General features: G+C 54.3%; 17 protein-coding genes. All 17 read left to right on the forward strand.

Annotated features, from left to right (window positions below):
• Window positions 1–113: 113 nt before the first annotated feature.
• The 17 genes from ACKC9G_RS03210 (at window position 114) to adk (ending at window position 19,021) form a co-directional block, all read left to right on the forward strand.
• Window positions 114–989: a MucB/RseB C-terminal domain-containing protein gene (locus tag ACKC9G_RS03210; protein WP_411403493.1), complete on the forward strand. Its 876-nt coding sequence runs from the start codon at window positions 114–116 to the stop codon at window positions 987–989.
• A complete protein-coding gene (locus ACKC9G_RS03215) occupies window positions 973–1,512 on the forward strand; it encodes a SoxR reducing system RseC family protein (protein WP_411403494.1) in 540 nt (179 codons plus the stop codon). Before ACKC9G_RS03210 ends, ACKC9G_RS03215 begins: the two co-directional genes overlap by 17 nt.
• A gap of 4 nt (window positions 1,513–1,516) precedes the next feature.
• Window positions 1,517–2,965 (forward strand): DegQ family serine endoprotease, encoded by a 1,449-nt coding sequence (locus tag ACKC9G_RS03220; RefSeq protein WP_411403495.1) that lies wholly within the window; start codon window positions 1,517–1,519, stop codon window positions 2,963–2,965.
• A gap of 272 nt (window positions 2,966–3,237) precedes the next feature.
• On the forward strand, window positions 3,238–5,037 hold the full coding sequence (gene lepA / locus ACKC9G_RS03225) for a translation elongation factor 4 (RefSeq protein ID WP_411403496.1): 1,800 nt from the start codon (window positions 3,238–3,240) through the stop codon (window positions 5,035–5,037).
• A gap of 5 nt (window positions 5,038–5,042) precedes the next feature.
• On the forward strand, window positions 5,043–5,846 hold the full coding sequence (lepB, locus tag ACKC9G_RS03230; protein WP_411403739.1) for a signal peptidase I: 804 nt from the start codon (window positions 5,043–5,045) through the stop codon (window positions 5,844–5,846).
• Window positions 5,847–5,861: 15 nt separating this feature from the next.
• On the forward strand, window positions 5,862–6,224 hold the full coding sequence (locus ACKC9G_RS03235; RefSeq protein ID WP_411403497.1) for a DUF4845 domain-containing protein: 363 nt from the start codon (window positions 5,862–5,864) through the stop codon (window positions 6,222–6,224).
• Window positions 6,221–6,901 carry a ribonuclease III gene (rnc, locus tag ACKC9G_RS03240; protein WP_411403498.1) on the forward strand — a complete coding sequence of 227 codons (681 nt, stop codon included), beginning with the start codon at window positions 6,221–6,223 and terminating at the stop codon, window positions 6,899–6,901. Before ACKC9G_RS03235 ends, rnc begins: the two co-directional genes overlap by 4 nt.
• A complete protein-coding gene (gene era, locus ACKC9G_RS03245; RefSeq protein WP_411403499.1) occupies window positions 6,898–7,812 on the forward strand; it encodes a GTPase Era in 915 nt (304 codons plus the stop codon). The genes rnc and era overlap by 4 nt, the downstream gene beginning before the upstream one ends.
• A 6-nt stretch (window positions 7,813–7,818) precedes the next feature.
• Window positions 7,819–8,526 carry a DNA repair protein RecO gene (gene recO / locus ACKC9G_RS03250; protein ID WP_411403500.1) on the forward strand — a complete coding sequence of 236 codons (708 nt, stop codon included), beginning with the start codon at window positions 7,819–7,821 and terminating at the stop codon, window positions 8,524–8,526.
• Window positions 8,526–9,263, forward strand: coding sequence for a pyridoxine 5'-phosphate synthase (gene pdxJ, locus ACKC9G_RS03255; RefSeq protein ID WP_411403501.1), 738 nt, complete (start codon window positions 8,526–8,528; stop codon window positions 9,261–9,263). Before recO ends, pdxJ begins: the two co-directional genes overlap by 1 nt.
• 1 nt (window position 9,264) lies before the next feature.
• Entirely contained in the window at window positions 9,265–9,642 is a 378-nt protein-coding gene (acpS, locus tag ACKC9G_RS03260; protein ID WP_411403502.1) for a holo-ACP synthase, read from the forward strand.
• 81 nt (window positions 9,643–9,723) lie between these two features.
• Window positions 9,724–10,647 (forward strand): cysteine synthase CysM, encoded by a 924-nt coding sequence (cysM, locus tag ACKC9G_RS03265; protein WP_411403503.1) that lies wholly within the window; start codon window positions 9,724–9,726, stop codon window positions 10,645–10,647.
• The gene (rlmD, locus tag ACKC9G_RS03270) at window positions 10,644–12,098 is read left to right on the forward strand and encodes a 23S rRNA (uracil(1939)-C(5))-methyltransferase RlmD (RefSeq protein WP_411403504.1); all 1,455 of its coding nucleotides are present in this window, start codon (window positions 10,644–10,646) and stop codon (window positions 12,096–12,098) included. The genes cysM and rlmD overlap by 4 nt, the downstream gene beginning before the upstream one ends.
• A gap of 134 nt (window positions 12,099–12,232) precedes the next feature.
• Window positions 12,233–14,536, forward strand: coding sequence for a GTP diphosphokinase (gene relA, locus ACKC9G_RS03275; RefSeq protein ID WP_411403505.1), 2,304 nt, complete (start codon window positions 12,233–12,235; stop codon window positions 14,534–14,536).
• A gap of 74 nt (window positions 14,537–14,610) precedes the next feature.
• Complete coding sequence (gene mazG / locus ACKC9G_RS03280) at window positions 14,611–15,438, forward strand: nucleoside triphosphate pyrophosphohydrolase (RefSeq protein WP_411403506.1); 828 nt, start codon at window positions 14,611–14,613, stop codon at window positions 15,436–15,438.
• 112 nt (window positions 15,439–15,550) lie between these two features.
• Window positions 15,551–18,196: a phosphoenolpyruvate carboxylase gene (gene ppc, locus ACKC9G_RS03285; protein ID WP_411403507.1), complete on the forward strand. Its 2,646-nt coding sequence runs from the start codon at window positions 15,551–15,553 to the stop codon at window positions 18,194–18,196.
• Window positions 18,197–18,367: 171 nt separating this feature from the next.
• Window positions 18,368–19,021 carry an adenylate kinase gene (gene adk, locus ACKC9G_RS03290; RefSeq protein WP_411403508.1) on the forward strand — a complete coding sequence of 218 codons (654 nt, stop codon included), beginning with the start codon at window positions 18,368–18,370 and terminating at the stop codon, window positions 19,019–19,021.
• Window positions 19,022–19,086 lie beyond the last annotated feature (65 nt).

The raw sequence follows: 19,086 nt of genomic DNA on the forward strand, positions 1-19,086 counted from the left end.
TTTTCCCGGGGTATAACAGAATGTATCTCGCGGGAACTTATTCCCCGACACCCTCTCTAAGCTAGTAGATGTGTCGGGCAGACACTTCCCTAAACGGGTTGAGGATAAACACTATGAACGAGCAGAGCCGGGAACACTTGTCTGCTCTCCTTGATGGAGAGTCAGACGAGCTGAGTCTGAGGCGACTGCTGGCACAGGCCGATGATGCTTCCGGACTGCGTAAATCCTGGCATCACTATCAGATGATCAGTGATGCTTTGCACGAACGTCCCATGGGGGATAACGTGCTGGCAGATCGTGTCCGGTGGGCCATCGACGATGAACCTGAACAGCAGACGGTTAATCGTTTTCAGTCATGGACCAAACCTCTGAGTCACTTGGCGGTAGCTGCATCTTTTGCTGCTGTTGTTTTTGTCGGAGCCAGTTACTGGTTACCGGGAGGAGTCGGGTTTGGTTCGCCTGCGGATCAGAGCAGCGCTAGTGACAGCACTCAGGTGGCACAACTTGAGCAGGATGTTGGCTCCAGTCGTTTCGGACTGGGTGCAAGTTCAGCATTGCCTGTCAGCTACAGCACTGATGGCGTTCAGTCAGCGGTGCCTGAAAGCCTGAGAAGTGGTCATTACATTCGTCTGGGCGATGGCCTGGGTGATTACCTTCAGCGTCACCAGCAACGAATGGATGATCAGATGTCGCCCTGGCAACTGGGCTGGAAGCCGGAGGGCTTTGAGCTCAAATCACAGGATGTCAGCGGGGATCAGCAGGTTATGACCTATGCCGGCAAAGAAGGCAGCTTTAGCGTCTTTATTGAACCTTTGGGTTTGAAACCACGGCTTGAAGGCAGCATGGAACGTCAGGGTAAAACCGTACTGGCGCGACAGTTGCTGAGTCCGGCCGGTGACTGCTATGTCACAGTCGCGGGCGATCTCAGTCCTGATACGGCCTTGTCTGTGATCAATCATCTGAAGAATGCCAATGAACACAATAACTGAAGTCCTGAAAAGTGATGGCGAGTGGCTGGAGGAGTCCGGCTGGGTTGTCAGCCTGAGCGCCACAGAGGTCGAAGTCGAAACGACCCGGCGTTCCACTTGCGGTGCCTGCAAGCTCAAAAGCGGTTGCGGGCAGGGGCTTCTGAACTCAATGGGGGAAGGTAAGCGCCAGCGCATGCGCTTGCCACTGCCTGAGGATATGACCCTGTCAGAAGGTGACGAAGTTCGTCTGGGCTTAAGACCGGATGCCCTGCTTCGTATGTCTCTGATGGTATATATCCTGCCTCTTCTCGGCCTTTTTATCGGGCTGGGGGGAGCGACCTTCGTGGGCTTGCCGGAAGGCGGTGCACTGGTGATCGGGTTACTCGGACTTGGTGCCGGGTTCCTTTACTCCCGCAGGATCAGCGGGAGATGCGCCAGTGGCCAGTGGCAGCCTGTCATCCTCGACAATATGACAATAAAAAATGGGTCAAAAGAGAGTGTTGAGCTGGTGCCGATTCGATTACTGGAAGGAAAAGGCAGGTAATTTTATGTTGAGAAAGATGTATCAGACATGGATTGCTGTCGCCTGTGTGGCGTTAGCGTTCATGAGTAGTGCCCGTGCCGATGAACTGCCGGATTTCACCAAACTGGTCAAGCAGGCAGCACCGGCGGTCGTCAATATCAGTACCATCAAGAATGTTGAGTACTCCTCCAATGGCGGTATGGCCATTGATCCCGATGATCCTGCATTACAGCAGATGCCAGAAATTTTCCGGCATTTCTTTGGTATGCAGCGTGGCATGCCAGACAATCAGGGCGGCGGTAAAATTCTCAAGCGTGAAGAGCCGCGCTCCCTGGGTTCAGGTTTCATCATTTCCTCTGATGGCTACATCCTGACTAACAACCATGTGGTCAACGGTGCAGATGAAATTGTGGTGCGCCTAAATGACCGCCGTGAGCTGAATGCCAAGCTGGTCGGTGCGGACCCCCGTTCTGATCTGGCGGTCCTGAAGATTGATGCCCATGACCTTCCCACCGTGAAAATTGGCCATTCCAGCAGTCTGGAAGTCGGGCAGTGGGTGGTCGCAATTGGTTCCCCCTTCGGGTTTGATTACTCCGTCACCAAGGGCATCGTCTCCGCGCTGGGCCGCAGTCTCTCCAACGACAACTATGTTCCCTTTATCCAGACTGACGTTGCGATCAACCCTGGTAACTCCGGTGGCCCCCTGTTCAACATGGATGGCGAGGTCGTTGGTATCAACTCCCAGATTTACACCCGCTCCGGTGGATTCATGGGTCTTTCTTTCGCCATCCCGATTGATGTCGCGATCGATGTCGCCAACCAGCTAAAAGACAATGGTCATGTTAAACGTGGCTGGCTGGGTGTGCTGATTCAGGAAGTGAACCGTGATCTGGCCGAGTCCTTTGGCCTTGATAAAGCTGCCGGTGCGCTGGTTGCCCGCGTTCTGCCTAACAGCCCTGCAGCGCAGGCGGGTCTGAAGGAAGGTGATGTGATTCTGGCCTTCGATGGCAAACCCATCAACATGTCTGCTGATCTGCCACACTTTGTCGGACGGGTGAAGCCTGGCTCTGTGGCCACCATGCACATTATCCGTAATGGCAAAGAACAGGATCTGGATGTCACCATCGGCCTGCTACCTGATGATGAAACCAACATTCTGGTTGATGATCACGGTAACAGCACCACTAATTCTGCAATCATGAGTGTCCTGCACATCTCCGTCGCCAACCTGTCGGACGATGAAAAAACTCAGGCTCAGGTGGATAACGGTGTGCTGGTCAAACAGATTGAACAGGGTCCTGCTTTCTCTGCAGGTATTCAGCCAGGTGACGTGATCACGTTGCTGAACGGCAAGAAAGTCGACTCGGTGTCATCACTGGAAGAAATCGTTAAAAAACTGCCTAAAGGCCGCTCTGTTCCCATGCAAATTGTCCGTAAAGGCTCGCCGATCTTCTTGCCTCTGCGTCTTGAGTAAGACTTGAGTCTCAGGTCATGTGAAAGGCGTGATCCAAGGCGTCCTCAGGGCAGATAACCTGTGCTGGTGACGCCATAAAAAGAGCAGCTTCGGCTGCTCTTTTTTCATGGGTTGTTGGTGCTGTCAGCGTCCTGCGCCAGGCTGACAGTAAAATTGTTTCTATCGGGCGGGGAGTTTCTTGTCCGGCAGGATGCTAAGCGCGCTTAAATCCGCTAGAATGCCGGCTTTGCCCCAGGCCGCCCGGCCTGCCTTTTCAATTGGTGTCTGGTTCCGTGAGCAGTCTTAAGCATATTCGAAATTTCTCCATCATCGCCCACATCGACCATGGGAAATCCACCCTGGCGGACCGTTTTATTCAGGTCTGTGGCGGCCTTTCCGACCGTGAAATGGCAGCGCAGGTTCTCGATTCCATGGATATCGAGCGTGAGCGCGGCATTACCATCAAAGCGCAGAGCGTGACTCTGGATTACACCTCTCGTAACGGCGAAACCTATCAGCTGAACTTTATCGATACCCCAGGACACGTGGACTTTTCCTACGAAGTGTCCCGCTCACTCGCTGCGTGCGAAGGAGCGTTGCTGGTCGTTGATGCCGCGCAAGGTGTTGAGGCGCAGTCTGTCGCTAACTGCTATACCGCGCTGGATCAGGGACTGGAAGTCGTTCCTATTCTGAACAAAATGGACCTGCCGCAGGCAGAGCCAGAGCGTGTCAAAAAAGAAATTGAAGACGTCATCGGTATTGATGCGACCAATGCGACCCCGTGTAGCGCCAAGAGCGGACTGGGTGTAGAAGATGTTCTTGAGCAATTGATCGAGCGCATTCCTCCTCCGGAGGGTGACCTTGATGCACCGTTACAGGCGCTGATTATCGACTCTTGGTTCGATAACTACCTTGGCGTGGTCTCGCTGGTTCGTATCAAGAATGGTGTGCTGCGTCTTAAAGACAAGATCAAAGTCCACTCGACCGGCCAGGTTCATCAGGTGGATCAGCTGGGGGTATTTACACCCAAACGTCTGCCTCAGGAAGAACTTTGCGCCGGTGAAGTAGGTTATGTCGTTGCCAGTATCAAGGACATTCACGGTGCGCCCGTGGGGGATACCCTGACCAGCGCTCGTGATGAAAATACGCCATCCTTGCCGGGCTTCCAGAAGGTTAAACCTCAGGTATATGCAGGTCTGTTCCCGGTAACCTCCGATGATTACGAAGACTTCCGGGATGCGCTGGATAAGCTCTCGCTGAATGATGCCTCGCTGTTCTTTGAACCTGAAAGCTCCGATGCTCTGGGCTTTGGCTTCCGCTGTGGCTTCCTTGGCATGCTGCACATGGAAATCATCCAGGAGCGTCTTGAGCGTGAGTACGATCTGGATCTGATTACCACTGCACCTACCGTGGTCTATGAGATTGAAATGTCGACGGGGGAGGTGGTCTATGTTGATAACCCCTCTCGTCTGCCTGATCCGGGCCGTATCCAGGAAATGCGTGAGCCGATCTGTGAAGCGCATATTTTGGTGCCACAGGAACACCTCGGTTCCGTGATTACCCTGTGCGTTGAGAAACGCGGCATTCAGAAAAACATGCATTTCATGGCGACTCAGGTGCAGGTGATTTATGAACTGCCCATGAGTGAAGTTGTCATGGACTTCTTTGATCGACTCAAGTCCGTTAGCCGTGGCTTTGCTTCGCTGGATTACAGCTTTGTGCGTTATCAGCCTGCCAACATGGTGCGACTGGATATTTTGATCAATGGTGACCGTGTTGATGCTCTGGCCGTGATCATGCACCGCGACAACTCTCAGTATCGTGGTCGTCTACTCTGTGAAAAGATGAAGGAACTGATTCCTCGTCAGATGTTTGATGTTGCTATTCAGGCGGCAATTGGGGCACATGTTATCGCCCGTACTACCGTTAAAGCACTGCGTAAAAACGTATTGGCGAAGTGCTATGGCGGTGACGTCAGTCGTAAGAAGAAACTCTTACAGAAGCAGAAAGAAGGTAAAAAACGCATGAAGCAACTGGGTAACGTTGAAGTTCCTCAGGAAGCCTTCCTTGCCGTACTCAAGGTGGATAGTTAATGGATCTGGATTTTCCTCTCTACATCTCTCTGGCCGTCATTCTTTGTGGCGTGATCTGGCTGGCCGATCTGGTCTACTTCCGACGTCGTCGTGAGGCAGCCAGGGACTTGGCTGTGCATCAGGGAGTGACGGATGAGGAAGTCCTCACCAAACTGACCCGTGAAGCCTGGCCCATTGAATATGCGAAATCTTTCTTTCCCGTACTCTTTGTCGTCTTTTTCCTGCGCTCCTTTGTTGTCGAACCCTTCCAGATTCCTTCGGGTTCCATGGAACCCACGCTGGATGTTGGCGATTTCATTCTGGTAAACAAGTTCTCTTATGGAATTCGTTTACCGGTATTGAATAAAAAAGTGGTCAAGATTGGTGAGCCCCAGCGCGGCGATGTCATGGTATTCCGCTATCCTGGCGATCCCAGCATCAACTACATTAAGCGTGTCATTGGTGTTCCCGGCGATCACATCGCCTATTACGACAAACGTTTGTATATCAATGGTGAGGAAGTCCCTGAGCAGTTTCTTTCCAATATTCCGCCAGGTGCACCAGCGATTAAACTCTTTCAGGAACAACTCGGCCCGGTTAGCCACCAAATCTACAAGGTACCTGGCCGGCCGACCGTTGAGGCTGAATGGGAAGTGCCGCCCGGTCATTATTTCATGATGGGTGATAACAGGGACAACAGTAACGACAGCCGTTACTGGGGATTCGTGCCCGAGCACAATATTGTCGGCAAGGCCTTCTATATCTGGTTCCACTGGGATGGCCTGTTTAATATTCTGCATAGCTTCAGCAACAACGGGCGCATTCGCTAGTCTCTGAGGGCTTTTATGTACGCGCGACAGCAAGGTATGACGCTGTTCTCCATGCTAAATATCATGGTCTTCGTGGCGCTAGTGTTGCTGGCCATGAAGATCATTCCTGAATATCTGGAGAATCGGACGGTAAAAACGATTCTTCAGGATGTCACCACGGATCAGGATATCTCCTCTCTTGGTGGTACTGGGATTCGTCAGGCCATTCAGAAACGCCTTGAGGTGAACAATATCCGTCTGCCTGACGGAGCGTTGCGCTATTCCCGTGAAGGACGTCAGTGGAATGTCGATTTGACCTATGAACGTCGTGTCCCTGTTGTCTACAATATGTCAGTCGTTATTTCTTTTAGTCATCATTACGAAGCAGTGAAGCCTTGAGTAATCAATTAGATCGCCTGTTTCGCCGTCTGGGGTATGAGTTCAAGGACCCCACGCTGGCGGAGCTGGCTGTTACCCACCGCAGTTGCGGTAACCGCAATAACGAGCGTCTGGAATTTCTGGGCGACTCCATTCTTAACTGTGTGATCGCCGAAGCGTTGTATCACCATTTTCCGGAAGCGCGTGAAGGTCAGCTTAGTCGGCTGCGTGCGCGTCTGGTCAAAGGCGTCACCCTCGCTGAAATCGCCCGCGAGTTTGAACTGGGTGATCACCTGCATCTGGGCATTGGTGAGCTGAAGAGCGGCGGTTTTCGCCGTGAGTCGATTCTGGCCGATGCGATGGAAGCATTGATCGGTGCTATCTTTATGGATAGCGATATGGATACCGCTAAGGCACGTGTGCTGGCGTGGTATGCCTCACGCATCGATAAGCTGGATTTGAACGACACGCAGAAAGATCCGAAGACCCGTCTGCAGGAACTGTTGCAGTCCCAGGGCGCTTCATTGCCTGCCTATGACACCACCCAGATTGAAGGTGAGGCTCACGCCCAGATCTTCACGGTGAGCTGCACTATTGATTTGCTGGATGTTCCCACGCTGGGAACGGGCAGTAGTCGCCGTATTGCCGAGCAGGCCGCGGCGCAAAACGCATTGGAACGTTTAGGAAACCTCAAATGACAGATTCAACTCCCGTCAGCCGCTGTGGCTTCGTTGCTATTGTCGGGCGTCCCAATGTCGGTAAGTCGACCCTGCTGAACCATATTCTGGGTCAGAAGCTGAGTATCACGTCACGTAAGCCTCAGACCACGCGTCATCAGATTCTGGGGATTCATACGGAAGATGATGTGCAAACCATCTACGTTGATACTCCGGGAATTCACAAAGCCGGTGAGCGTGCGCTTAACCGCTTTATGAACAAAACAGCCAGCGCTGCGCTGAAAGATGTTGATCTGGTGGTTTTTGTGATCGACCGCACCCGCTGGACTGAAGAAGACCAGATGGTGCTTGAACAGCTGCAAAATGTTGACTGCCCGGTGATTCTGGCGGTGAACAAAATTGACCGTCTGGAGAACAAGGAAGAGCTGCTGCCCTGGCTTGCGCAAATGACGGAAAAAATGGCCTTTGTGGATATCATTCCGATTTCTGCGCATCAGGGTCATAACGTTGACCGTCTGCAAACACTGGTGAGTGCGCATATTCCTGAAGGTGTTCATCACTTTCCTGAAGATCAGATTACCGATCGCAGCTCGCGTTTTGTTGCCGCTGAACTGGTGCGTGAAAAGCTCATGCGTCAACTCGGTGAAGAAGTGCCTTATGGCGTGACGGTAGAAATCGAGCAATTTCGTCAGGATGAGGTCTCAGGCACCCTGCATATTCATGCGCTGATTCTGGTTGAACGCGATGGCCAGAAGAAAATCGTGATTGGTGAGAAGGGCAGCCGTATCAAGACTATCGGTCGTGATGCTCGCCTGGACATGGAGCGGATGTTTGATGCCAAGGTGATGCTGAACCTGTGGGTTAAGGTTAAGCATGGCTGGGCGGATGATGAGCGTGCGCTACACAGTCTTGGCTACACTGACAAAGACTAATCCCTCATGAGCGGCTTTGACGCAGAGCCTGCCTTCCTGCTGCATGGCCGCCCCTATCGTGAAACCAGCATTCTGGCCGAGTACTTTACCTTCTCTGAAGGGCGTGTCGGAGTACTGGTTCGCGGGGCGCGTCGCCCCGGGTCCAAATTGCGCGGCACCCTGCAGCCCTTCCTTCCGGTACTCCTGAGTGTTCGCGGGCGCTCTTCATTGAAGACACTGCAAAACGTCGAGCTTCAGGGGATGGGAGCCCATCTGCAGGGCAAGGCCCTGATCAGCGGTTTTTATCTCAACGAGCTGTTATGCCGGCTGTTACAGGAAGGGGTTCCTGCTCCAAGGCTTTATGCCACCTATGAGTGGGCGCTGAATCACCTTACGGATCCCGAAGAAGTTGAGCCTGTGCTGCGACGCTTTGAGAAAGAACTGCTGCAGGAGCTGGGTGTCGGCCTCGAGCTTGACCGCCATTCAGGTGGCATGGCGGCAGTTGAAGTTGGACAGACCTATAGCTATCTACCAGACCAGGGATTTGTTCCTGCGCTGGAGGGCTGGACGGCCTATCCCGGCGAGGCGCTGCTTGCTATTCATCATGATGATTATGAACAGATGCGAGTGCGCAAAGTCGCCAAACATTTGTTTCGAGAAGCATTAAAACCTTTATTGGGTGATCGGCCATTGCATAGCCGATCACTATTCTTTCCTGCCAGGGAGACTTCCTGATGCATCCAAATCGTATTCTTTTGGGCGTCAATATCGACCACGTCGCGACCTTGCGTCAGGCGCGCGGCACCCGTTATCCCGATCCGGTGTATGCCGCGCAACTGGCTGAGGAAGCGGGCGCTGATGGCATTACCGTTCACCTGCGGGAAGATCGCCGTCATATCCAGGAACGTGATGTTCGCATTCTGCGCGAAACCCTGCTGACGCGAATGAACTTCGAGATGGCGGTAACCGAAGAGATGATCGCCTTCGCTCTGGAAATCAATCCTGAGCATGTCTGCCTTGTGCCTGAAAAGCGTGAAGAGCTGACCACCGAAGGGGGGCTGGATGTGCTCGGCCAGGAGGAGCGTATTCGCGATGCCTGCGAGCGTCTGTCTGCTCAGGGAATTGAAGTCTCTCTCTTTATTGACCCGGACGTAGCTCAGCTGGACGCCGCAAAGCGCTGTGGGGCGCCGGTCGTTGAACTGCATACTGGCGCCTACGCGGATGCAGAAAGCGAAGCGGAGATTCAGGCTGAGTTCAAGCGTATTGCCAAAGCGGCCACTCACGGCAGCAAAATTGGTCTTGTCGTTAATGCCGGTCATGGACTGAATTATCAGAACGTTGAGCCAATTGCTGCGCTTCCCGAGATTCATGAGCTGAATATCGGTCACGGCATTGTTGCCCGTGCGGTATTCATCGGTATGAAAGAAGCGGTGGCAGAAATGAAAATCCTGATGCTGAACGCGCGCCAGTAAGATGATCTGTGGTATCGGTACGGATCTGGTAGCGGTCGCTCGTATCGCTGCTATCCATGACAAGACCCGCGAGCGCTTCGCCCGTAAAATTCTCGGGCCTGAAGAGCTCGTGCGCTATCAGGAACTTGCACACCCTGTGCCCTGGCTTGCCAAGCGCTGGGCGGCCAAAGAGGCAACAGCTAAAGCCCTCAGTCATGGGATTGGTCGTGGACTTTCCATGACCCATATCCAGGTGCTTAACCATGAATCCGGAGCGCCACGGCTGGTGCTGACGGACAAGGCCCTGACGCTGGCGCAAGCGATGGGGGCGACCCATTGGCATATCAGCCTCAGTGACGAAGCTGATTACGCTCTGGCATTTGTGGTGCTCTCGGCCTGAGCCGGGACGCCCTCTACCTGTATTTACCAAGACCTGTCAGCCTTGCGGTGTGGCCGGCTAGCCCAGGAGACTGGAAGCATAATGTCTGTTTCAACCCTGACCTTCCCAACCATTGAAGACTATGTCGGAAAAACTCCGCTGGTACGCCTGCAGCGTCTGCCCGGTAATACGTCGAATGTGATCCTCTGCAAGCTGGAAGGAAATAACCCGGCCGGCTCCGTCAAGGATCGTCCTGCGCTGTCGATGATTGTGCAGGCCGAACTTCGTGGCCAGATCACTCCTGGTGATACCCTGATTGAAGCCACCTCTGGCAACACGGGGATTGCGCTGGCGATGGCTGCAGCCATCAAAGGCTATAAAATGGTGCTGATTATGCCCGATAACATGAGCCAGGAACGTCGTGATGCCATGACGGCTTACGGGGCTCAGATCATCTCTGTGACGCGCGAGCAGGGCATGGAAGGTGCGCGAGATCTGGCGAAGCAGATGCAGACCGAAGGTAAGGGGATTGTGCTTGATCAGTTTGCCAATTCGGATAATCCGCTGGCGCACTATCAGGGTACAGGCCCTGAAATCTGGCAGCAGACCGAAGGCAAGGTCACGCATTTTGTCAGTTCCATGGGTACGACGGGAACCATCATGGGAACCTCGCGTTTTCTCAAGGAGCAAAATCCGGATATCCAGATTGTAGGTTTGCAGCCACAAGAAGGCAGCAGCATTCCCGGCATTCGTCGTTGGCCCGAAGCGTATTTGCCCTCCATCTTTGAACCTGCGCGGGTTGATCAGGTACTCGATATTCACCAGACCGAAGCCGAAACCATTATGCGTCGTCTGGCGACAGAGGAGGGGATCTTCTGTGGCGTTTCCTCGGGTGGCGCGGTTGCCGGAGCACTGCGTCTGAGTACTCAGGTCGAGAACGCCGTCATTGTCTGCATCATCTGTGACCGCGGAGATCGTTATCTGTCCACGGGTGTCTTTACCGCCCAGCAGGGAGAAAATCAGTGAGGCATCGCGGACCCAAAAAACCAGCTCCTCTGGCAACCAAGCCTTTTGCCTTGGCCAAGGGCCCGGAGAGCAAGCAGCACAGTACCGCGCCTATGTGGTCTGTGGGTCAGAAGCTTGAGCTTGAGGTAGAGCAGCTGACGCCTGAAGGTCGTGGTCTTGCCCGTGATGATTACGGGCGTCCGGTCTTTATTGAAGGTGCGCTGCCCGGTGAGCAGGTACGTGCCCAAATGACCTCGGTACACGCCAAGTACAGCGAAGCGATCGTGGATGAGCTGCGCAGTATTTCCCCTGAGCGTATTGAGCCCCGCTGCCAGCATTACAGCCGCTGCGGTGGTTGTGCGACCCAGCACATCAGTGCCGGGCAAGCCGTTTCCATGAAGCAGCCGGCGCTGGCGGAGCAGCTTAAGCGCATGGGCAATGTGGTTCCAAAGCAGTGGCTGCCGACTCTTCATCGTGAGCCCTGGCACTATCGTCGAACTGCACATCTGGCGCTGCGCTGGCAAGATGAGAGCCATGAACTGGCACTGGGCTTTCGCGAGCGGGGTGGTCAGGGAGTGGTGGATGTACAGGAATGCCCTGTGCTGGAAACGCGGCTTGAAGCATTAATCAGTCCTCTTCGTGAGCTGCTTAAGCGCTACCCTGAGCAAAAAGATCTGGGTCATGTAGAGCTTGAAGCCGGTGATAACGGTATTGCTATCAAGCTGCGCCTGGTGAAGGACGCCAATGAAGACTGGCTGGCCAGTGCGATTGATTGGGCGCATGAGCGTGATGTTCAGCTGTGGTTACAGATGAGCGCCGATGGTGCGGCTAAATGTGTTACTGACGCACCAAAAGAGGGCGGTCTGGTTTATACTCTGCCGCATCAGAACGTTCGGTTTGTTTTTACCCCGGATGATTTCATTCAGGTCAATGCAGGCATGAACGAAGCCATGGTGGATCTGGCAATGGAGTTGCTGGCCCCGAAAGCGGGTGAGCGTGTGCTTGATCTCTTCGCCGGTCTTGGCAACTTCAGTCTGGCTGCAGCCCGCGCCGGTGCTCAGGTTGTCGCGGTTGAAGGTACGCGAAGCATGGTGGATCGCGGGAATGACAATGCCCGTGAACAGGGCTTTGAGGCGGTCGAGTTCTGCAAGGCTGACCTTAGCCAGGACTTTAGCCATCACGCCTGGGCACGTCAGGGATTCGATAAAGTCATTCTTGATCCGCCTCGGGCAGGGGCTTTGCATACTATTGCGCACATCGCGGCACTCAAGCCCAAGCGCATCGTCTATATTTCCTGCAATCCGGCTACGTTGGCGCGGGATGCAGCGGCTCTGGCCAAAGCGGGTTACCACCTGCTTAAGGCGGGGGCGATGGATATGTTCCCGCAAACGGCTCATCTCGAGGCTATTGCGGTGTTTGAGCCAGCGCCAAAAGCGCGGGCACAGGCAGGAAAGCGCGGCATCTGGCGCTGACGGAAACACAGTCCGGTCAGCGTGGGCGAGGATTGCCAGCGATGATCGGATTTTCTCTGGAGGGTCAGGTGTATTGCCTGCCTTCTCACAATGTAAAGAGTCTCTTGAAGAGACCGGACAGGGAGTAGCAGTAAGTGGTCAAGGTACGCGAAGACCATTATTTACTGGATGATGGCAGTGTTGATCTCACCAATTGGTTGAGCAAGATGGAGGAGCATATCCCCATCACCCATCCTGAAATTCTGCTGGACGCCTGTCGCTTGGTCGAATCCGCCGCTCCTCGTGCTGATGAAGTCGAGGACGATGAGTGGAATAACGCCAGCATGAACTGCCTGCACACCGGGCTTGAAATGGCACTGATTCTGGCTGAGCTGAAGCTGGATAATGAGTCCATTACCGCCGCGGTGCTTTACCGCGCTGTACGTCAGCAACGCCTGAGCCTGGATAAGGTTCGTAGTCAGTTTGGTGAGGATGTTGCCCGCCTGATTGATGGTGTCATGCAGATGGCGGCGATTACCGCACTAATGCGTCCTATCAAGGAGCAGGTGCTGGGCCAGCAGGAAAGCCAGCTCGATAACGTTCGCAAGATGCTGGTTTCCATTATTGATGATGTTCGTGTCGCGCTGATCAAACTGGCGGAGCGAACCTGTGCCATCAGGGTGGTTAAGTCCTCTAACCGCCGGAAGCGTTATCTGGTCGCGCGTGAGGTTTTTGATATCTATGCGCCGCTGGCGCATCGTCTGGGTATCGGTCATATCAAGTGGGAGCTGGAGGATTTGTCCTTCCGTTACCTTCAGCCCACGGCTTACAAACACATTGCCCAGTTGCTGGATGAGAAGCGGCTGGACCGTCAGCAATACATTCACAACGTGCTGACATTGCTGAAAGAGCGTCTTGCTGATGCGGGTATTGATGGCGAGCTGATGGGACGTGCCAAGCACATCTATTCCATCTGGCGCAAAATGCAGCGCAAGAATATTCCCTTTAGTCAGGTCTATGACATTCGCGCTGTGCGCATTCTGGTGCCGGAAGTGCGTGACTGTTATGGCGCGCTGGGTATCGTACATGCCCTGTGGCGTCATATTCCCAATGAGTTTGATGACTATATCGCTGCACCCAAGGAGAACGGCTACCGTTCCCTGCATACCGCCGTTATCGGGCCGGATGGCAAGGGGCTGGAAGTTCAGATTCGTACCCAGACCATGCACGAAGAAGCCGAGCTGGGCGTCTGTGCTCACTGGCGTTACAAAGGTACGGATGTACACAACAAGTCGTCCAGCTACGATGACAAGATTGCCTGGTTGCGTCAGGTGCTGGAATGGCAGGAAGAGCTCGGCGATGCCTCAGGTCTGGTCGAACAGCTGCGAAACTCCATTACTCAGGACCGGATCTACGTCTTTACGCCTGAAGGCCACGTGGTGGACCTGCCTAACGGCTCGACGCCTCTCGACTTCGCCTATCGTGTACACACGGAAATCGGCCACAGCTGCCGTGGTGCGAAGATCAGCGGCCGTATTGTTCCGCTGACCTATAAGCTCAAGACGGGCGATCAGATCGAGATTCTGCGCCAGAAGGGCGGCACCCCGAGTCGTGACTGGCTGAACCCCAACTTTGGCTATCTGCAGACCAGCCGTGGCCGGGCCAAGGTACAGGCCTGGTTCAAGCTACAGGCGCGGGACGATAATGCGGCGGAAGGTCGCCATATTGTTGATCGTGAGCTGCGCCGACTGGCAATGGATGCTCACATCGACTTCATGCCGATTGCGCTGCACCTGAACTTCAAGGCTCCTGAGGATATGTTCGCGGCACTGGGTGCCGGGGATCTTCGTCTGTCGCAGATTGTTCATGAAGTGCAGAAAGCGGTTGAGCCTGTTCGTGCAGCAGAAGAAGAACAGGACATCGTTCATGTGCGCGAGCGTAAGCACAAGCACAAGAGCGATGACAGCGGCGTCTATATTCTCGGTGTGGGTAACCTGCTGACAGCAATTGCCTCTTGTTGTACGCCGGTGCCGGGTGATCCCATCTGTGGCTATATCACCCTGAACCGTGGCGTCTCGATTCACCGCCAGGACTGTCAGAATCTGATGACCCTGCAGGAGAAAGAGCCGCAGCGTATCGTGCAGGTGAGCTGGGGCGAGGAGCCTGAGCAGACTTACCCTGTGGATATCGTGGTGGAGGCTTTTGATCGCTCGGGCCTGCTGCGTGATCTCACCAGTACGCTGTCCAACGAGAAGGTCAATATTCTTGCCTTCAACACCCATACGGACAAGGTGCACAGCACTGCACGGCTGTCGATGACACTGGAAATCAGTCGGCTTGAGCAACTGGGCCGTCTGATGGACAAAATTGGTCAGCTACCCAATGTGATTGATGTGCATCGCCAACGCTCGCTGGCTCAGACCAATGCTCAGGCGGCGGCCTCCAACCGCAAGAACTGAGACAAGCAGCAGCGCCTTCGGGCGCTGTTGTTCTTTAAGCCCCGTTTTTCTTTTATGCCTCTAATGAGAATGCTATGAGTACCCAGAAGACTGACCGCCATGACCTGAACGATCTGCTCACTTTGATGGCGAGACTGCGCACTCCGAAGACGGGTTGCCCCTGGGATCTCAAACAAACCTTTGATTCGATTCTTCCTCATACTCTTGAGGAAGCCTATGAAGTCGCAGATGCCATTGAGCAAAAAGACTATCCACAACTGCGGGATGAGCTGGGTGACCTGTTGTTTCAGGTGATTTTTTACTCCCGTCTGGGGGAAGAGGCCGGTCACTTCACCTTTGCTGATATTGTCGATCAGCTGGTCAGCAAGCTTCTGCGTCGCCATCCTCATGTCTTCCCCGATGGCACACTGGCCAGCGATAACCAGACAACCCCGATCGACGAGGCTGAGATCAAGCAGCGCTGGGAGATGATTAAAGCCGAAGAACGCGCGGAAAAGGGCATGAACGACTCGGTGCTGGATGATGTCCCCCAGACCCTGCCAGGCCTTAACCGAGCTCAGAAAATCCAGAAACGAGCGGCATCTGTTGGTTTTGACTGGTTTGAATTTATGCCAGTCAAAGCCAAACTCATTGAGGAGCTGGATGAAATCGAGGAAGCACGTGCCCAGCAGGATCAGGATGCGCTGGAAGATGAGGTGGGTGATTTGTTCTTCAGCTGCGTGAATCTTGCCCGTCATCTCAAGGTCGATCCGGAAACAGCGATGCGCCGTGCCAATCGTAAGTTCGAGCGTCGTTTTCGTCGGGTTGAGACCTTGGCAAAGGCGCGTGATATCGATATGACCCAGAGTAACCTCGAGGTGCTGGACAGCCTGTGGGATGAAGCCAAAGCCGAAGGTCTGTGACTAAAGGCTGCCTTGGCAAGTGCATTGCGCCTTGCCAAGATAGGTGTCTCGAGGAAAGCCAGCATCAGACCGAACATCGATGTTTCACTTTCCGAACCTACAAGGAGGCAGCATGGCCGATGTGCATCAGCCGTTGCGAGAGAACGTGCGGCTGCTGGGCGATAGCCTGGGCAAAACGATTGAAGATCATCTGGGAAGCGACATTCTCGAGACGATTGAGAAAATCCGCCATCTCGCCAAAGAGGGACGTGCCGGTAATACTGAAAGCCGCAGCCGGCTGGAAGCCCTGCTGACTCATCTGAGTGATGACCAGATTCTCCCGGTCACCCGTTCATTCAGCCAGTTCCTGAACCTCGCCAACATTGCCGAGGAAGTTCACCGGGTTCGTCGCCGCCATCATGATGCTAATCAGCTTATGGACGATGACACCCTGCCGCAGCAACTGGTGCGTATTCAGCATCAGGGCATCAGTAAAGAGCAGATCTACCAGCAGATGCTGGATCTGGATATTGAACTGGTTCTGACGGCACACCCCACCGAAGCTCTGCGTCGCACCCTGATTCAGAAATACGATGATATTGCTGATTGCCTGCGTGGTCTGGACAGTCTGGAAGATGACACCACCGAGGCTCAGCGTCTTGTTGATCGGCTCAAAGAGCTGATCAGTCAGGCCTGGCACTCCAACGAGATTCGTACCCGCCGACCTACTCCGGTGGATGAAGCCAAGTGGGGCTTTGCCATTATTGAAAACTCCTTGTGGAACGCGATGCCACGCTTTTTGCGTCAGCTCGATGAGTCGCTGGAAATCGCGACCGGGCATCGTCTGCCGTTAAGTGCGGCGCCGATTCGTTTCGCGTCATGGATGGGCGGCGACCGTGATGGTAATCCTTTCGTTACGGCTGAAGTGACCCGTGAAGTGATGCTGCTGGCCCGCTGGCAGGCCGCTGAGCTCTTTATCAGCGATATATCCGACCTGCGTAGCGAGCTTTCCATGACGGACTGCAACGCCGAGATTCGGGCCGTGGTGGGAGACGAGGAAAGCGAGCCTTATCGTGCCTTCCTTAAACGCTTGAGCAGCAGTCTGATTGCGACCAAGAACTGGGCCTACAATGAGCTGCATGATCAGCCAGCCGACAGTCAGGCCATTCTCAGGGAAAACGATGAGCTGATTGAGCCACTGCTGGCGGTGGATCGCAGCCTGCGCGAATGCGGCATGGATATCATTGCCGAAGGCAAGCTGCGCGACATTATTCACCGGGCCTACTGTTTTGGCCTGAATCTGCTGCGCCTCGATATTCGCCAGAACTCTGAACGTCATGCTGAAGTGCTGGATGAGCTGACGGCTTATTACGGTCTGGGCGAATACAGTTCCTGGACTGAGCAGCACAAGCAGTCCTATCTGCTGCGCGAACTGCAGGAACGCCGTCCGCTGATTCCTCTGGAGTGGAGTCCTTCGGATAACGTCCGTGAGGTGTTGTCCACCTGCCGCACTGTTGCCAATAGCCCACGTTCGGCATTGGCATCCTATGTGATTTCCATGGCCAGTGAGCCATCGGATGTGCTGGCGGTGATTCTGCTACTGAAAGCCAGCGGAATGCGCTGGAACATTCCGATTGCGCCGCTGTTTGAAACCCTCGATGACCTTGATGCTGCCCAGTCCTGTATTCAGCAGTTGCTGGATATGTCCTGGTACCGTGAGTACGTTCAGGGTCGGCAGATGGTGATGATCGGCTATTCCGACTCCGCCAAGGATGCAGGTCATTTGGCTGCGACCTGGGGGCAGTTTAAGGCGCAGGAAGCTCTGACGGATCTTTGTAAAGCGCAGGGTATTCATCTGACCCTGTTCCACGGCCGCGGCGGTACTGTTGGTCGCGGTGGTGGTCCAAGCCACACAGCTATTTTGTCTCAGCCTCCGGGCTCAGTGAATGGCAGTATCCGAGTGACAGAGCAGGGCGAAATGATTCGCTTCAAGTTCGGTATTCCGGAAATCGCGGTCCGTAACCTTGAGCTGTATACCGGCGCGGTGATGGAGGCGACGCTAACGCCCGCTCCTGAGCCCAAGCCGGAGTGGCGTGCGCTGATGGATGAAATGACGGCGTTATCCTGCAAGGAATACCGCAGCATGGTGCGTGAGAATCCGCAGTTTGTGCCTTACTTCCGGGCAGCAACGCCGGAACAGGAGCTGGCCAAGTTGCCCCTGGGCAGTCGTCCGGCCAAGCGTAAAGTTGATGGTGGCGTTGAAAGTCTGCGCGCAATTCCATGGATTTTCGCCTGGACGCAAATGCGCCTGATGTTGCCGACCTGGCTGGGTACTGACAGCGCTCTGGAGAAGATCGATAACGAAGGACGCATGGCGGAGATTCAGCAGATGGCGGCCAAGTGGCGCTACTTTGCGACCTACCTCGATATGCTGGAAATGGTCATGGCCAAAACCGATCTGGATACCGCCGCGTGGTATGACAAGTGTCTGGTGGAAGAATCGCTGCAGCCTCTGGGAACCTCGCTGCGAGAGCGGCTGGCTTCCATGATCACCCGCTTCAAGCAACTGCGTGAACGTGACGAGCTGCTGTCACATAACCCGGTGATCAAGCACAGCATTGGAGTGCGCAATCCTTATATCGATCCACTGCATTTGCTGCAGGCTGAGCTAATGCGACGGGAGCGTCTCTACGGACGTGAAAACGTTCCCAGCAAGATCGACCAGGCATTGATGGTAACCATGACCGGAATCGCCGCCGGCATGCGTAATACCGGCTAATTCCTCGGATAAAGCCGATTGTCGTATTGCACAAACAGGCCTGACCCGTTAAGGTCAGGCCAGCATTTTATACCGCTATCTCGCCGCTTTGCCGCAGAACAGGAGGTTCAGTCGGACACTCGCTGACGAGGTCGGTTAATCAGAATATAAAGACATTGGGAGATATCCTTCATGCGTATCATTCTTTTGGGGGCTCCAGGCGCCGGCAAGGGAACTCAGGCTCGCTATATTACTGAGCACTACGGCATTCCACAGATCTCTACTGGTGATATGCTCCGCGCCGCTGTTAAGGCTGGCACTCCATTGGGTCTGCAGGCAAAAGAAGTGATGGCCTCCGGTGGTCTGGTCTCTGATGACCTGATCATTGCTCTCGTCAAAGAGCGTATCGCTCAGGACGATTGCGCCAGTGGTTTCCTGTTCGATGGCTTCCCACGCACGATTCCTCAGGCTGAAGCCCTGCGCGATGCGGGTGTGAAACTGGATCACATCGTCCAGATCGACGTTGACGATGAGGAAATCGTTAAGCGTATGAGTGGCCGCCGTATTCACGAAGCCTCTGGCCGTGTTTACCACACCGTTTACAATCCGCCGAAAGAAGAAGGCAAGGATGACATTACCGGTGAGCCGCTGATGCAGCGTGAAGATGACAAAGAAGAAACCGTGCGTAAGCGTCTGCAGGTGTACCACACTCAGACCGCTCCCCTGGTCGACTTCTACAAGCAACTGGCGGAGTCTGATCCTGTCAATGCACCTCAGTACAACTACATCGCCGGTGTTGGCAGTGTGGAAGATATCCGTAACAAGGTGCTGGCTCAGCTGGGTTAATGACCGCTGCCGTTTAGCCTTGTTCGTATAAGAAGGAGCCTTAGGGCTCCTTTTTTTATGTCTGT

It is taken from the genome of Pokkaliibacter sp. CJK22405, from assembly GCF_046614695.1.
Lineage (GTDB): Bacteria > Pseudomonadota > Gammaproteobacteria > Pseudomonadales > Balneatricaceae > Pokkaliibacter.

Coding starts and splice junctions, on each gene's coding strand:
- mazG (WP_411403506.1), top strand. CDS start 14,611: ATGAGTACCCAGAAGACTGACCGCCATGACCTGAACGATCTGCTCACT.
- ACKC9G_RS03210 (WP_411403493.1), top strand. CDS start 114: ATGAACGAGCAGAGCCGGGAACACTTGTCTGCTCTCCTTGATGGAGAG.
- pdxJ (WP_411403501.1), top strand. CDS start 8,526: ATGCATCCAAATCGTATTCTTTTGGGCGTCAATATCGACCACGTCGCG.
- ACKC9G_RS03215 (WP_411403494.1), top strand. CDS start 973: ATGAACACAATAACTGAAGTCCTGAAAAGTGATGGCGAGTGGCTGGAG.
- recO (WP_411403500.1), top strand. CDS start 7,819: ATGAGCGGCTTTGACGCAGAGCCTGCCTTCCTGCTGCATGGCCGCCCC.
- adk (WP_411403508.1), top strand. CDS start 18,368: ATGCGTATCATTCTTTTGGGGGCTCCAGGCGCCGGCAAGGGAACTCAG.
- ppc (WP_411403507.1), top strand. CDS start 15,551: ATGGCCGATGTGCATCAGCCGTTGCGAGAGAACGTGCGGCTGCTGGGC.
- acpS (WP_411403502.1), top strand. CDS start 9,265: ATGATCTGTGGTATCGGTACGGATCTGGTAGCGGTCGCTCGTATCGCT.
- cysM (WP_411403503.1), top strand. CDS start 9,724: ATGTCTGTTTCAACCCTGACCTTCCCAACCATTGAAGACTATGTCGGA.
- ACKC9G_RS03220 (WP_411403495.1), top strand. CDS start 1,517: ATGTTGAGAAAGATGTATCAGACATGGATTGCTGTCGCCTGTGTGGCG.
- era (WP_411403499.1), top strand. CDS start 6,898: ATGACAGATTCAACTCCCGTCAGCCGCTGTGGCTTCGTTGCTATTGTC.
- ACKC9G_RS03235 (WP_411403497.1), top strand. CDS start 5,862: ATGTACGCGCGACAGCAAGGTATGACGCTGTTCTCCATGCTAAATATC.